8 protein-coding genes are annotated in these 15783 nt (G+C 64.2%); 3 read left to right on the forward strand and 5 right to left on the reverse strand.

Features of this window, described 5'->3' with window-relative positions; genetic code table 11:
- Positions 1 to 256: 256 nt before the first annotated feature.
- Together HUI96_RS12915 and HUI96_RS12920 are read left to right on the forward strand one after the other, a co-directional pair.
- On the forward strand, positions 257 to 7771 hold the full coding sequence (locus tag HUI96_RS12915; protein WP_188255068.1) for a type I polyketide synthase: 7515 nt from the start codon (positions 257 to 259) through the stop codon (positions 7769 to 7771).
- Positions 7768 to 9165, forward strand: coding sequence for an aminotransferase class I/II-fold pyridoxal phosphate-dependent enzyme (locus HUI96_RS12920; RefSeq protein WP_188255069.1), 1398 nt, complete (start codon positions 7768 to 7770; stop codon positions 9163 to 9165). The genes HUI96_RS12915 and HUI96_RS12920 overlap by 4 nt, the downstream gene beginning before the upstream one ends.
- Here the strand turns inward: HUI96_RS12920 and HUI96_RS12925 are convergent.
- Positions 9162 to 10481 (reverse strand): capsule biosynthesis protein, encoded by a 1320-nt coding sequence (locus HUI96_RS12925; protein WP_188255070.1) that lies wholly within the window; start codon positions 10479 to 10481, stop codon positions 9162 to 9164. The two genes, HUI96_RS12920 and HUI96_RS12925, sit on opposite strands and share 4 nt — an antisense overlap.
- Positions 10478 to 12100, reverse strand: a complete 1623-nt coding sequence (locus HUI96_RS12930; RefSeq protein WP_337918297.1) for an LTA synthase family protein — start codon at positions 12098 to 12100, stop codon at positions 10478 to 10480. Before HUI96_RS12930 ends, HUI96_RS12925 begins: the two co-directional genes overlap by 4 nt.
- 179 nt (positions 12101 to 12279) lie before the next feature.
- Here HUI96_RS12930 and HUI96_RS12935 point away from each other — a divergent pair, with 179 nt between their 5' ends.
- Positions 12280 to 13098, forward strand: a complete 819-nt coding sequence (locus HUI96_RS12935; RefSeq protein WP_188255071.1) for an SDR family NAD(P)-dependent oxidoreductase — start codon at positions 12280 to 12282, stop codon at positions 13096 to 13098.
- Between the two features lie 57 nt (positions 13099 to 13155).
- Here HUI96_RS12935 and rbsK read toward each other — a convergent pair whose 3' ends face one another.
- The 3 genes from rbsK to HUI96_RS12950 are packed head-to-tail and all read right to left on the reverse strand — an operon-like array spanning position 13156 to position 15630.
- Complete coding sequence (rbsK, locus tag HUI96_RS12940; protein ID WP_188255072.1) at positions 13156 to 14079, reverse strand: ribokinase; 924 nt, start codon at positions 14077 to 14079, stop codon at positions 13156 to 13158.
- A 4-nt stretch (positions 14080 to 14083) separates the two neighbouring features.
- Positions 14084 to 14536, reverse strand: coding sequence for an RbsD/FucU family protein (locus HUI96_RS12945; protein WP_188255073.1), 453 nt, complete (start codon positions 14534 to 14536; stop codon positions 14084 to 14086).
- 44 nt (positions 14537 to 14580) lie between these two features.
- Entirely contained in the window at positions 14581 to 15630 is a 1050-nt protein-coding gene (locus HUI96_RS12950; protein WP_188255074.1) for an ABC transporter ATP-binding protein, read from the reverse strand.
- Positions 15631 to 15783: the final 153 nt, after the last annotated feature.

Raw genomic sequence — 15783 nt, forward strand, 5'->3', positions numbered from 1 at the left:
GCCGCAAGCACAACCGCTTGAATTGTGTCCCGCGTCCACTTCGGCTACTGAAGCGGTGTTGCGAAGGCATTTGGGCGAAGAATTTCATAGGAACCATTGTGTTCTCGAGGACGAATCATCGCAGCTTGCCCATTGGAGTCTCCTACTCCCGGAAGTCGGAGGAGGTCGCATTCGGGAAGGAGTGGTGGGATTGGCAAATGCATCCGGCTCTGAGCACAGCGATCGGTGACATTCTGAGTACAGCGGCGTAAGGCAGATGTCGGTAGAAATCATTGGTCGCGCAGTCCTTGCGCCGGGCGCGGATTCACCTGAGCAACTTTTCGAGGTCCTGCGGCAGCGCCGCTGCATGATCACCCGGGTGCCCGCCGATCGGTGGGACCAGTCCCGCTATTGGCACCCGCAGATCGGTACGCGTGGCAAAACCTACACTTTTGCTGCCGGCATCGTGGACGACTGCTTCAAGTTCGATGCGGCGGTATTCGGCCTCAGCCTGCGCGAAGCGCAGATGATGGATCCGCAGCAGCGGATGGTCCTCCATCTCACCTGGCGGGCGCTCGAAAGCGCTAATCTCGACTATGCCGCCCTGCGCGAGCAGCGGATCGGCGTCTATGTTGGCGCCTCGGCACTCGATCACGGCAACCTGGTGGTCGAGGATCCGGCAGCGGCGAGCCCCTACTTCATGACGGGCAATACGCTGTCGATCGTCTCCAACCGCATTTCGCACGTGTTCGGGCTGAACGGGCCGAGTCTTACCGTCGACACGGCCTGCTCGTCCTCCCTCGTCGCGCTCGATCTCGCCGTGAAGGCCCTCGAAGCCGGAGAAGTGGACACCGCGATCGTCGGCGGCGTCAATGCACTGACCCATCCCCTGCCCTTCGTCGGCTTCGCCCAGGCGCGGATGCTGTCACCCGAGGGGCTCTGCCGCGCCTATGACAATGAGGGCATGGGCTACGTGCGCGCGGAAGGCGGCGCGGTCGTCATCCTTCGCCGTAGCGACCAGGCCCGTTCCAACGGAGACCACAGTTTCGCCCGGATTCTCGCGACTGCGGTCAACTCTGCGGGGCGGACGAACGGCATCTCGCTGCCTTCGGAAAAAGCCCAGGCGCAGTTGCTGAAGTCGCTCTACGAGCGCAACGGCATCGACGCCAACCGCCTTGCCTTTATCGAGGGCCACGGAACCGGCACCAAGGTGGGCGATCCGTCCGAAATCTGGTCCATCGGAACCGTGGTCGGGGCGGCTCGCCGTGCACCGATTCCGATCGGCTCCATCAAGACCAATATCGGACACACCGAGCCCGCCTCCGGCCTCATGGGCCTGATGAAGGCGATGCTCGCGCTCGAGAACAACTGCTTTCCGGCGTCGCTGCATTTCGAGACGCCGAATGAGGCCGTCGACTTTGACGCGCTCAACGTGCACGTTGCTGCAGAGCCGATCGAGCTCTTGCGCGGGAAGCATGCGCGGCTCGCGGGCATCAATTCCTTCGGGTTCGGCGGAACCAACGCGCACGTCATCATCAGCGATCCTGAGGAAATCCGTGTGCCTCGCCAGGCAGAGCCGGCTGGCAAGGTCTTCCTTGCCAGCGCCCAGACGGCATCGGCCCTCGAGGCGCTACTCACCGATTACCGGGATGCGATCCGTAATGCCGATCCGGCGGAGCGCCGCAGGATCATCGCTTCGGCCGGGGCCAACCGGCCACATATGAAGCATCGTTTCGCCGTGGCAGCCGACGATCCGGAGGCGATCGCCAAGGCCCTCGACGCGCGTGTGCGGGGACGCGACGCGCAGGAAGCAAGCGAGGCCGAGGCCTTGCGCGACCAGGCGAAGATTGCGTTCGTCTTTTCCGGAAACGGCTCGCAGTGGGCGGGCATGGGCATCGATGCCTATCGACGCAACACGGCGTTCCGCGATCGCTTCAACGTCATCCATGCGCTGTTCCAGGTCCGCTCGCATATCAGCCTCGCCGACCTTCTGCTCGATCCCGAATTGGAGACGAAGCTACGCGATACCAAGATCGCGCAGCCCATGCTGTTCGCGATCCAGGCAGCGCTCGCGGACGTGCTCGGACTGATGGGCGTGCGTCCCGATGCGGTCTATGGACACTCCGTCGGCGAGGTTGCGGCGGCCTATGTGTCCGGGGCCCTCTCGCTCGTGGACGCCGTTTCCGTCATCGCCAAGCGGTCGTACCACCAGGATCGCCTCGCCGGATTGGGCAGGATGGCGGCGCTGCAACTTGGAGCAGAGGAAGCGCAGGCATTCTTCGAGCGCCATGGTCTCGACCACCTGGTCGTTGCTGCGGTCAACTCGAAGACGTCGATCACGGCATCGGGCCCCAGCGAGCAGATCGAAGCGTTGAAGGAGAAGATGAAGGCCGAGCGCCTGGTCGGCTCAGTCCTCGACATCAACTACCCCTTCCACCATCCGCTCATCGAGGTCGCCAGGAAAGATTTCCTCGAAGACATGGCGCAGATCGCGCTCAGGCCCACCCAGATCCCGTTCATCTCGACCGTAACTGGTGGGATCCTGTCAGGAACCGCCCTTGATCCGGAGTACTGGTGGAGCAATGTTCGCGAGCCGGTGAACTTTCTTGGCGGCACCGAGTGCGCGCTCGATCTCGGCTGCGGCCTCTTCCTCGAGGTCGGACCTCGCCCCATCCTGTCGACCTACCTCAGGGAGACGATCCGCGAGCGGGCGACGGCCGCAGCCACGATCCCGTCTCTTCTGCGCGATGAAAGCCCCGCCGACCCGGTCTCGGCCGTTTATTCGCGCATCATCGCCAATGGCGGCGCATTCGATCGCGCCAAGGCGTTCGGTTCACGCGATGCGCGGGTCGTGCTCCCGCCGCTTCCCTTCGAATCCGTGGAGATGCGCCACGAGTTCACGACCGATTCGGTCGACCTCTATGGCCGCCAGAACACACCCTACACGCTTGCCGGATGGCGGGTCGACACTTCGGGAGCCAGTTGGAAGAACCACATCGACGCGCAGCTCTTCCCGGACCTTGCCGAGCATGTGGTGGACGGGAAAGCGATTCTTCCGGGAAGCGCATTCCTCGACATCGCCGTGTCGGCCGCCCGCCAGTTCCTGACCTCCGATCGGATCGAGATCTCCAATCTCGAGATCGTTCGCCCGCTCGACCTGTCCCCGGACCAGACGCGGGAACTTTCCACCACGATCTCCCCGTCGACCGGCGACATCGAGATCAGGTCACGCGATCGCCTGAGCAGCGACGACTGGACGCTTCATGCGATGGCGAGGTGCCGCAAGATCAGTTCGGCCGAGCCAGAGCGCGTCGCCCCCGTCAAGCGCATCGCGAAGAAATTGAGCGGCTCCGAAGTCTATGAGACCGCCCGCAAGCTCGGTCTCGACTACGGACCGAGCTTCCAATTGCTCGCCCAGGCAATCCCAGTCAGCGAGGGACATGCCGAGGTTTCCCTCAAGCCCCCACTGCCGACCCGCAATCCCTATCTGGAATACAGCCTGCATCCGGTTTCGGTCGATGCGGTCTTCCACGGCTTGCTCGGGGTATTCGCCGATACCTCGGCCGAGATGCGCGACGCTCCCTACGTCCCGGTCCGGATCGGTTCGGCGCGGATCTATCGCATCGGAGAAACCGTCACAGGAGCCCGCATCGACACGCGACGGGCTTCCCGCAGTTCGATCCAGGCGGATTTCAGCTTCGTCAACGAAAGCGGCGAGGTGGTGGCGAGGTTCGAGGATTGCCGTTTCCGGCGGACCTATCTGCGCCAGCGCAAGCCGCTCGCCAGCGTCAGCTACCATCAGGCCCGAGTGCCTAGCAGCCTGAGCCTGCGCAAGCCGTTGGATCGGGCCGACAGCAAGTCGCGCTCGCTGACCTTCATCAAGTCAGAGGGTCAGGAGCAGGGAGACGGTTCCTCGCAAATGCTCGAGGCTGCGGTCTTCCGGTCCTGCTACGATATCGCACGCAGGCTCTGCACTGGCCCAAGACTGGCGGTTGCGCACCGATTGCCCGGAGATCAGGATTTCCAGCATTTCCTCTCGAACTGCCTGAACACCCTGGTCGATATCGGGCTCGCCGAGCAGGACGAAACCGGCTGGGCGCTGAAGAGCGACTGTTCGCTCCCTCCGGTGTCAGACATTCTGAACGTGATCTATCGGGAGCGCCCGGACCGGATTGCCGAAATCACCGCGATCAATGGCGTCTATGCGGAGGCATTGTCGCGCCTCGAGGTCCGCGGGTCCGCGATGGATTCCACCGGCACAGAAGACACTGCGCGCTCGGGCTCGCAAGGTGTCGGCGAGACGACGTTGGAAGCTTTGCGGGCAAGTGCTCCGGCGGCCTCGGCGCGGGCGAAGATGGTGACCGCAGGGCTCGAGGAAGCTGTCGGGGCTCTGCGTCACGACGCTCCCGTTCGCACGATCGTTGAACTTGGCACCGTATCGCGGTCGCTTTCCGAGAGTCTGGCCAGGACCGCGGCACGGCATGGCAGCAGGCTCGTCATTGTCGAAACGCGGCCGGAAGCGTTCGATGAACTGAGCATTGCCTTCGAGCACAGGCCGGAAGTGTCCGTTGTGAAGCCCTCCGAGACCCGTTCGGTCGGACATGCGGATATCATCGTCAGCGCCGCCGACCACGCCTTCTCACTGCTTAGTTCCGACGCCGATGTGGAGCCGCTGCTCGGGCCAGCGACGCGCCTTCTGCTTTGCGCTCCCGATGCGGGGCCTCTGGCGGACTTCATCCATGGGCTTATGCCGGGATGGTTCGACCGCAGCAAGGATGTCGACTTCCCTGTCGGCCAGTTCGCGAATGTTGATGACTGGAGCGCACTGCTGCGCACCCTCCAGGTGGATGATGGGTCGGCCGTACAACACCAACTTGCCGATGGCGCCGTCGTTTCGATCGAAGGGATAGCCATGCGGCGTGCGCCGCGCACTGCGGCGCATGAAGTCAGCGGCGGCTTGCTCGTTGCCTCGGCGGATGTCCTGTCGAAGGCCAAGGCCGATCTCGACCGCTCGCTCATTGCAGCCGTGGCGATCGGCGGCCACTCCGAAGCCGACAGAAACCTTATCTCCAAAGCGGTCCAGAAGCTCGACGGTGACACCAGACTGATATTCATCCCGGAACAAGTCGAAGGGGACGGATCGAACTGGCTCGCCTCGAACGTGATGAAGCTCGGCATGATCGCGGGACTGCTGGACGGTGTGCCTGAAAACGGAGCCGACGAGGGGCAAAGGCGGAAGCAGCTTGCGATCCTCGTCGCAAAAGAGCATGCCGGAGTCGCTTCGGCCACTACCGATGTCCCGCCACTCTCGCATTCGGCAGCAAGCAGCGACGGCCTGCATGCCTATGCTCGCGTCCTGCGGAACGAATTCCCCGGGATCGAGGTGCATTGGGTCGAACTGACCAATACCGCAAAATCCGACCTGGCAGAGCGGGCGGAACTCGCCTTGTCGCTGATCTCTCAGGCCAGCGGAAACCGCGAATGGGCGCTCGATGCGGCAACCGGAGACGCGGACGAGGTTCGCGTCGTACCTGGCCCGTTGAGCAACGCCCAACTGGCGACGTCCAGCTTCTCCGCGGCCACGATCCGTCAGGACGTGACCTCGCAGGTCACGAGCCTGGTCTGGGAGGAGACTTCCGTCCCCTCGCCCGGCCTCGACGAAGTGCTGATCGAAGTGGCGGCGGCAGGCCTGAACTTCCGGGACGTCATGTGGGCCATGGGCATGCTGCCCGAGGAGGCGCTCGAGGATGGCTTCGCCGGCCCGACGATCGGCATGGAGTGTGCCGGCAAAGTCGTGGCAATCGGCGCCGAGGTGAGCGACCTCGCCCCTGGCGACCTCGTCATGGCGGTGGCCCCGGCAGCCTTCTCGACCCACGTCCGCGTCAAGCGCTCGGGTGTCGCGAGACTGCCGGACGGCGTCGACCCGGTGGCCGGCGCCACCCTGCCGGTCGCCTTCCTGACCGCCTACTATGCGCTGGTCGAACTCGGGCGACTGAGGGAGGGAGAAACCGTGCTCGTGCACGGCGCGGCCGGCGGCGTTGGGCTCGCCGCGCTCAGTGTCGCGAAAAGCCGCGGCGCCAAGGTCATCGCCACCGCGGGCTCGCTGGAGAAGCGCCGGCTCCTGGAGACGCTCGGCGCCGACTATGTCTTCAACTCCCGCAGCCTCGACTTCGTCGACGACGTCCTGTCGGTGACGGATGGAGCCGGCGTCGACATGGTGCTCAACTCGCTCTTCTCGGAGGCGATGGAGCGCAGCCTGTCGCTGCTGAAGCCGTTCGGCCGTTTCCTTGAGCTCGGGAAGCGCGACTTCTATGGCGACACGAAGATCGGACTCAGGCCATTCCGTAGGAATATCAGCTACTTCGGCATCGATGCTGACCAATTGCTCAATGCCCAGCCAGAGCTCAGCGCATCGCTTCTGGCGCAGTTGTCCTCGATGTTCGAGAAGGGCGAACTGACGCCGTTGCCCTATCGCGCGTTCCGGGCTGACGAGATCGTCGACGCCTTCAGGCTCATGCAGTCGTCCGGCCATATCGGAAAGATCGTGGTCGTGCCGCCGGCGGCCGGCGTGGACACCGTCCGGAAAGCCCAAGGCCCCGGCCTCAAGATCGATGCCGACGGAATTCACCTGGTGCTCGGCGGGATCGGGGGCTTCGGGCTGGGCGCAGCCAACTGGCTCGTGGATAAGGGCGCGAAGAAGGTTGCACTCTGCTCGCGCCGCGGCGTCGCTGACGAAGCTACGACGGCGGCGATGAAGAAGTGGGCAGCCCAGGGTATGACCGCCAAGCTTTATGCTTGCGACATCACGAATGAGTCCGCGGTCGGTGCGATGCTCGACGCAATCCGCTCGGATGGCCCGCTGAAGACGGTCGTCCACGCCGCGATGGTGCTCGACGACCGGATGATCGAGAACCTCACGGAGGAGCGCGTCAGTGCCGTGGTCGAGCCGAAAGCAAAGGGGGCGGCCATTTTCGACCGGCTGGCCCGGAGCGACCAGCTCGACAACTTCATCATGTTCTCGTCGGCGACGACCCTTGTCGGCAATCCCGGCCAGGCGAACTATGTCGCGGCCAACGGCTATCTCGAAGGTCTGGCCAAGGAGCGCCGCCGGGTCGGCCTGCCTGCGCTGGCGGTCGGCTTTGGGGCGATCTCCGACACGGGTTTCCTCACGCGCAATGCCGACGTGAACGAAATCCTGTCGAAGCGCATCGGCAAGACTGGGATGACAGCCGCCCAGGCGCTCGCGTACGTGGACGATTACATCGCCCGCGATCCAGGCGACGTGGACGCTGCCGTGGTCGCCATCGCGGACATCGACATGGGCATGGCGCGCAATCTTAAGACCGTATCCGGTCCGCTGTTCGAGATCGTTGCGCGGTCGTCGCGTGGCGAGGTCTCCGGTGCGGACGGCGATACGATCGACCTTGCAGCGCTGGTCGCCGGCAAGGCGCCGGAAGCAGGCGAGAAGGCGATCTTCCAACTCGTGGCAACAGAGATCGCCTCGATCCTGAGGATTCCGGCGAGCGATATCTCTCCGCTGAAGGTCATAAAGGACATCGGCCTGGACAGCCTGATGGCCATGGAACTCGGAATGAACTTCCGGCAGAAGACCGGATTCGAGATGCCCCTTTCGAGTGTCACGCAAAGCACTACGGTCGGGGACGTGGCGCGAAAGCTTTATCAGAAGGTGGTCGAACGCTCCGAACCTACGCAGCAGCAGGGTGTTGACGCGATGGTCGTGGACCACCTCGCAGCGCTCCACGCCAACCGCGCTCAGGCAGGCGCACAATGACGGGCCGGCGCAAGGAGGGTGATCCCTCCCTCGTCCGCGATCAGGTCCTATCGTTCATGAAGGACCATGCACGTGCTGGCGCACAGAGGCGCCAGACGCGGGCGCCCTCTCCGTCGGTGGCGCATGCGGCCACAGCCTTCTCCGACCTGCCCGAATACAAGCAGATCATGGCCCAGGAGACGGCCGGGGAATTGCTTGGCATCGGCAATCCCTTCTTCCGTAGCCACGAGGGCGCGGCCAGCGCTACCACGGTGGTCGACGGCAGGTCGCTGATCAATTTCGCGTCCTACGACTATCTCGGGTTCAACAGGCATCCCGAGGTGCTCCGTGCCAGCAAGGATGCCATCGAGCGTTACGGCATCTCCGCTTCGGCGAGCCGGGTGGTCGCCGGCGAGCGTCCGGCCCATCACGAACTGGAGGAGAAGCTCGCCTCCTTCTACGAAGCCGAAGCCGCCGTCGTCTTCGTCAGCGGCTACCTGACCAATGTCACGACGATCGGCACCCTGCTCGGCCCGGAAGATCTCATCCTCCATGACGAGTTCATCCACAACAGCGCTCTCGTCGGCGCCAAGCTCTCGGGCGCGCATCGCCGCTGGTTCCGGCACAACGACGTGGCGGAACTGGAGAAGATCCTGCAGTCGACCGAGGGCCGATACAGGCGCGTGCTCGTCGTCGTGGAGGGCGTGTACTCCATGGACGGCGATATCGCCGACCTGCCAAAACTGATCGAGCTGAAGTCGCGCTTTGGCTTCTGGCTGATGGTGGACGAGGCCCATGCACTCGGCGTTATCGGGAAAACCGGCCGGGGTACTTCGGAGCACACCGGCTGCAATCCGCGCGACGTCGACATCTGGATGGGCACCCTTTCCAAGACGACCGCGAGCTGCGGCGGCTATATTGCCGGCAGCAAGGCGCTCGTCACCTTGCTCAAAGGCGCCGCGGGTGGCTTCGTCTACAGCGTCGGCCTAGCGCCGGCTTTGGCCGCCAGCGCGCGGACCGCCCTAGAACTCATCGACCGCGAGCCGGAACGCGTCGCGCGCATGCAGAGCAACGGCAAGCTGTTCTTCGAACTTGCCCGGGCGCGGGGGCTGGACACAGGGGTGAGCGTCGGCTGCTCGGTGATCCCCCTGATCGTCGGCGACTCTATGCGCGCGGCGCAGTTGTCGAACGATCTTCTTGCGGCAGGCATCAACGTGATGCCGATCATCCACCCGGCGGTGCCCGAGGGCCTGGCGCGCCTGCGCTTTTTCATCACGAGCGAGCACACGCCCCAGCAGATCGAGTTCACCGTCGCGACCACGGCCGAGAAGCTGCAGGCGCTGGTTTCCCGGAACTTCGGCGTCGGTTCCGTCGATATCGAGGCGGTGCTGCGCAGGATGGCCGGAGAAAGCTAGCCGGCACGCTCGGTCAGGCTAGCGCCTGACTTCAAGGGCCGCGAGCGCGGCGGCTTGGAGACGAAGCCGCCGGGCTCGTTGACCGAGCCCTCGTCGAAGCGCCATGCAATCGCCTTGGCCGCGGCGTTCACGCCCTTCTGGGAGTAGAAGTTGCCGCGCACGTGGATCGTGACGGCTATCAGGCGGATGAACGCGTTCAATAGCGCCTCGTCGGGCGTTGTCGCCTCCTGCCAGAAGCGGTCGATCGGCAGGGACGAGGTCAGGCCGGGAATGTCATAGATCGCGAGGCCCAGCGTCTTGAGCGGACGTCCCTGTTGGAGACAGACGAGCCCGGCGGTCGAGTTGATCGTGATGGCGCCGGCGGAGCCTGCGAGCATGCGGGTAAGATTGCCGCCGTCGATGAAGAACACTCGGTCGGGAACACCGTACTTTTCCGCCAGATCGGATACCTTCGCCTTCCAGTCGACGAGGCCATTGTCGAGCGGATGGACCTTCACCAGCAGCCGGGAATTCGACGCCGCATTCGCCCCGAACGACCCGATGACGAGGTCGATCGCCTCCAACTGGCTCCGGAAGGTGGAATAGGACCTGATCTGGTAGTCCGTCTCCAATTGCAGGGGGAAGATGAAGTAAGGAGCGTCGTCGGCGAGCACCTTCTTCAGCGTTTCCTCGCGCTCCCGTGTGCGTCGCTTCGCCTTCATGAGACGTGCGATCCAGCCGGCATATTCCGCCAGCGGGTGATAGATCGCATGCCAGCGGTAGTGCGGATAGAGGAACCAGAGGAAGACGTTCGGAAGGTTGAACATCAGGTCATAGACAGCCTCGTAGAAGAAACTGTGCTCGAACTGCGGCGCGAACTCGGGTTCCGGCAGGTGTCTGGCGGCCTCGAAAATGGCGTCCGGGTCCGCCGGAAAATGCGAGTGGTGGCCGCTCCCGCCAATCTCGACTCTTACCCAGTCGGGGCGCAGATATCCCATCTCCACGGTGTAGATCTTGATGGTGCGCGCCCTGGCGGCCATGATCGCTGCGACGTGATGCGGCCGCTCTTCGCCGAGAAGGACGATGCCGGTCACACCTTGTGCATCCATCAGCGCCGCCACATAGGCCGGCCAGTCCTCGATGCGACCCCGATAGTTGACTGCGCCCGGCCGACGCCAGAACATCCAGTCACCCGCACAGAGATTGACCCGGATGCAACGGTGGCCAAGCGCCTCCAACTTGTCGGCGATCCTCGCGAAGAGCGGCGAGGACGGCCCCTGAAGGAACAGAAAGGTCTCACGCGGCGATCTTGTCTCGCCCTTCGCTCCGGGCGTCATTGGCGGGCCTCCACTGCCCGCCTGTCGAACTGCTCAGTTGCCATGTGCCTCAGCGTATCGGCTATGATCTGCCAGGGAGCCTTTTCCGTCGCTGTCTTGGCCGGCCGAGATCCGGCACCCGCGCGAGCGAGCGGCACAATCAGATAGTCGGTCCGGGGATCGGGAAAGGGATCGGAGAAGGATTTAAGCAAGGGGGCGTGATCGCCGTAGAAGGCAAGCCACACCGGACGGTCGAGCCGGTCCAACTCGTCTGCCAGGAAGCCGAGGGCTTCGTCCGAACGCTGGAGGATCGCGAGATAGATGTCGAGCGGGTGCTTGCATCCCTCGTGGCGGCCAGGCTGCCAAGGGCCGTGATTCTCGATCGAGGCCGCGAAGATGAACTGCCCAGTGCTCTTGGAACCTTCTCGGCAGTATTCAAGGACCCGCTCGGCCAACGTCATGTCACTTACGTAAGCGCCGGCCGCGCCCCCCGTTTTCTCGAATTCTTCCAGCATGGAAAGCGTCTCGAAGCCGAGTTGCGGCAGGGCGCGGTCCCTCGAGAAGAATTGCCGGTCGTAGGGGTGAAGGAAGCGGGTGGACCATCCCGCGCGGCGCAGGCGATTCGGCCAGGCGGCTTCCGAATACGCACCGGCTCGGAGGTAAGGGTGAGCGGCATCCGGGCCGAGATCGTCCGGGGGTAAGCCGGTGATGACCGAAAACTCCGTTCGCAGCGTATAGCCACCTTCGAAGATGCTCGACATGCGGCCCCATTCGGCCGCGCGGCTTCTCAGGCGGTCCAGGTTGGGCAGAGACAGCGGCGAGACACCGAAATGGCGCATGTCCATGAACGATTCGGACTGCCAGACGACGAGGAGCGGATTCTCCTCCTCCCCCTTGCCGATGTTGGGCATCGGCAGATCACGGCCTTCCCCCGCCGAAGCCGGAACCGAAACCGGGGCTGTCGGCTCCTTCAGCCAGGCGAGAAATCCATACAGGACAGACGCGAACGTGCCGAGCCTGGCGGTGAGAGCAATTGCGCCATCCTTGCCGGTCAAGGCCGAGGAAATGCGCGAGATCGCATGTCTGTACCCTGGCTGATACAGAAAAAGCCAGGGCGCGGCCGCCGCCATCACCATGCCTGAAATCAGGATTAAACGCCCCTGTGATGGAAGCAACGACGGCTCATAGATCATGAAAAGCGCCGAGGCCCCGAACACGTAGCCGAGCGCAACACACCAGAACACCAGATTGAGCCAGGTGGCGTAGAACATGGTCTTGTGACGGAACACCAGCAGAACCAGTGCGATATCCGAAAAGACCAGCGGCTCTCGAATGAACTCGTATTTCGCACGTGAAATAGCGGTGAAGATAAAGAAGGTACTCACCACTGCAGTCAGCGCGTAATACGGGCGCCACGAGATCGCGAAGAACAGGGCATAGATCAAGGCTACCGCGGGAATGCGCGCGGCCATGTCGATCACTGCCTGCCCGGGCTGGCGCTCGCCAAGAGCACCTGCTGCCACCTTGCGGGGCAGAGCGAAGCGATCGGTGAGGTATGTCACGGCCACTGCGACGACGAAGGTTGCCGCGACCAGCCACCAGCCATGCCCGAAGGTCGCCAAAACGCAAGAAGTCCCCACTCACGATTCCGCACCTGCGGAATCACTCAATCGACGACTGCCCCCTCAGGCAGGCCGCCGATACTTGCCTCTACGCAATTTCGGAACATCAGCGCAAGCTTTGCTGTCACTCTATCCAAGGCGCAGTTCTGGCGCGACGGACCTTCCCATGCTAGTCGCACCGCAACAGGCAGCGGATCGTGGCACACGTCATCATCACCGGAGGTTCGAGCGGCATCGGCGCCGCCCTGGCTCGCGCGAGTGCCGCTCGCGGCGACGACGTGACGGTCATAGCACGGACAGAAGCAGCGCTCGCGGCACAGCGCGAGGCGCTCGTCTCCGAATTCGGCAAGCACGGCCAAAGGTTTGCGGCACAGCCTGCCGATGTCGGCGATGCCGCGACGCTCGGCTCGGCGATCCAACAATGCGAGCGCGAGCTCGGCCCGTGTGACACCCTGATCACGTCCGCTGGCATCGTCATTCCCGGCCGCTTCGAATCCGTCACCTCCGAGGAATTCGAGAACCAGATCAGGATCAATTTGCTGGGGACTGTGAACGCCGTCCGCGCCGTCTATCCGGGCATGAAGGCCCGGCGTCGCGGACAGATCCTGATGGTCGGCTCCGGCCTGAGCCTGATCGGGGTGTACGGATACACCGCCTATTGCGCGTCGAAATACGCGGTCGCCGGCTTCGCCGAGGCGTTGCGAGCGGAAGCCAGGCCTTACGGTGTCACCGTCTCCATCTGCTTCCCGCCGGACACGGAAACGCCCCAACTCCTGGCCGAGCGTTCACTGCGTCCGCCCGAGGCGCATGCCGCGATCGGAGCCGGCGGCATGCGCAGCGCGGACGAGGTGGCGCGGGCGGCTCTCGCCGGGCTGCATCGCGGCCGGTTCGCAATCTATCCCGGCCTGCAGATGAAGATGCTAGGCATGTTCGGGTCGGTGGCGCTGCCGTTCCTGCGGCCGTGGTTCGACCGCAGGATCTTGCTGGTGAAGCGGACGTCGAAGGGGTCCGATTGAGTCAGCCGGAGAACCACATCGTTCCCCAATCGAGCTAGGTCCATGGGATGCTGGCGCTCATCGCGCCAGGAGCGCCTCCACCTCGGAGAGCGTCGGCATGGAAGGCGCCGTGCCGGGCCTGGTCACCGAGATGCCTGCGACGGCGCAGGCGAAGCGCACCGCTTCGACCGGCTCGTAGCCACGCGACAAAGCGGCGGCAAATCCACCGTTGAAGGCGTCCCCCGCGCCCGTGGTTTCCGCCACTGGGCCTGCCACATAGGCAGGGATCATCTCGGAACCGTTCCTCGTGTGAAGCAGCGCCCCCCTTTCCCCTAGCGTTATCAGGGCGGCGCCCACTCCCCTTTGCAGCAGCGCATCGGCGGCGCGGCGGGCGTCTTCCACCGACTCCACCCTGATCCCGGTCAATTCCTCGGTCTCGGTCTCATTCGGGGTGACATAGTCGCAGAGGCCGAAGACTGACTCCGGCAGGGCGGCGGCAGGCGCGGGATTGAGGATCGTGACAACCCCCGCCTTCCGCGCTATCTCAAGCGCGCGCAGCGCGGCGGGGATCGGCTGCTCGAGTTGGGTGACGAACACCCCTGCGGAGCGGATCAGTTCGGCATTGTCCTCGATGTCGTCGGCTGAGATGAGGCCGGCGGCTCCCGGCGACACGATGATCGCGTTGTTCCCGGTCGTCTCCTCGACGAAGATGTAGGCGGCACCGGTGTAGCTCTCCGGCGTCTCGATGACAGCAGCTTTCACACCGGCATCGCGCCAGGTCGCCTTGGCCATGTCGGCGAAGGGGTCGCGACCGAGCCTGGTGATGAAGGTCACGTCAGCGCCCAGCCGGCCCGCTGCGACGGACTGGTTCGAGCCCTTCCCGCCCGGCCCGAGCTTGAAGCCGCTGCCGAGCAGCGTCTCGCCCATCCGAGGCTGGCGGGCCGCCCTATACGCGGTATCGGCGACGAAGACGCCGAGAATGACGACCGGCTTTCCGGACATGGGGTCAGACCGCATCCGGAGGAATGACGCCCTTGCGGAACGCGAAGCAGCCGTAGAACCGCCTCTCGCCCGTCTGGATCACGCAATAGGCCTGCTTGGCGCGCTCATAGAAGGCGTAGCGCTCGATCGAGATCATCGGCCACGGCTTGCCTTCGGCGGCGTCGATCTCGCGCTGAACCTCCTGCTGCACCGGCGGGACCTCATTCGGCTTGCCGACGATCTCCATGCGTGCCGCCGCATCGTCGACGAAGGTGTCGAGCGGATAGACCGAGAGAACGGCCTTCGCGACCTCGGCGGCGCTGGCGTCTATCCGCAGCAGCTTGCCCAGCCGGGTCTGGCGCGCCACCGAGTCGGAGGGGAAGTTGGTGTCGGCGATGATCAGGTCGTCGCCATGCCCCATCGCCCGCAGCGCGCGCAGCACGTCCGCATTGAGAAGCGGGTTGATACCCTTCAGCATTCAGTTCCTCCCGGTGTCTTTGTCATCGGCTTGGGGCGAGACGGTCAGAGCCTCTTGCCCGTGGCCGGATCGAACAGATGAACGAGTTCGGGTCGCGGACGCAATGCCAGCGTCTCGTCCGGCTGGAAATTGTGCCGGTCGCGGAAGAGCGCCACGATCTCCCCCTGGCCGAACCGCAGGAATACGAGCGTCTCGGAGCCGGTCGGCTCGACGACCCTGATGCGGGCCGAGAAGCCATCGGGCGTGCGCTCGAAATGCTCCGGCCGGATGCCGTAGAGAACCTCCTGGCCTTCGGTGACTTGTGCTCCGGGCGGGAGCGGCAACTGAAACCCCTCTACTTCCACCGCGCCGCCGGCCACCCTGCCCTTCAGCAGATTCATGGCCGGCGAACCGATGAAACCGGCGACAAAGGTGTTGGCGGGCCGATCGAACAGTTCCAGCGGCGCGCCGATCTGCTCGATCCGCCCGGCCTGCATCACCACGATCCGGTCAGCCATGGTCATGGCTTCGACCTGGTCATGGGTGACATAGATCGTGGTGGTCTTCAGGCGCTGGTGGAGCTCTTTGATCTCGGTGCGCATCTGCACGCGCAGCTTGGCATCGAGGTTCGAGAGCGGCTCGTCGAACAGGAACACTTGCGGATCGCGCACGATCGCTCGCCCCATGGCGACGCGCTGGCGCTGACCGCCCGAGAGCTGGCGGGGATATCGACTGAGATAAGGCGTCAGATCAAGGATTTCCGCCGCCTTCTTAACGCGCTCCGTGATGACGGCGGGGTCAGTCTTCCTGAGCTTCAGCGCAAACGCCATGTTCTGCGCCACCGTCTTGTGCGGATAGAGCGCGTAGTTCTGGAAGACCATGGCGATGTCGCGTCGGGCCGGCGGCAGGTGATTGACGACCCTGTCGCCGATGGAGATCGTTCCGCCGGTGATGCTCTCGAGGCCCGCCACCATGCGCAGCAAGGTCGACTTGCCGCAGCCGGATGGGCCGACGAGGACCACGAAGGCGCCATCCGGAATGTCGACATTGACGCCGTGAAGCACCTTCACCGCGCCAAACGCCTTCGACACGTCGCGGACTGCTACTTGCGCCATCTCTCCCCCACTGGCACGCCATTTTTCGCGGAAGCTATCGAAGCCTCTCGCCCAAGTCTACAGCAGAGCCTGATAGACTATAAGTTCGTGCAGCAATGAAGCGAATCGCCGCTCGGCCCCTCGTTGACACCGGACTGACTTGCGAGAATAGTG

The sequence above is a fragment of the Pseudaminobacter soli (ex Zhang et al. 2022) genome (assembly GCF_014595955.1).
GTDB lineage: Bacteria > Pseudomonadota > Alphaproteobacteria > Rhizobiales > Rhizobiaceae > Kumtagia > Kumtagia pseudosoli.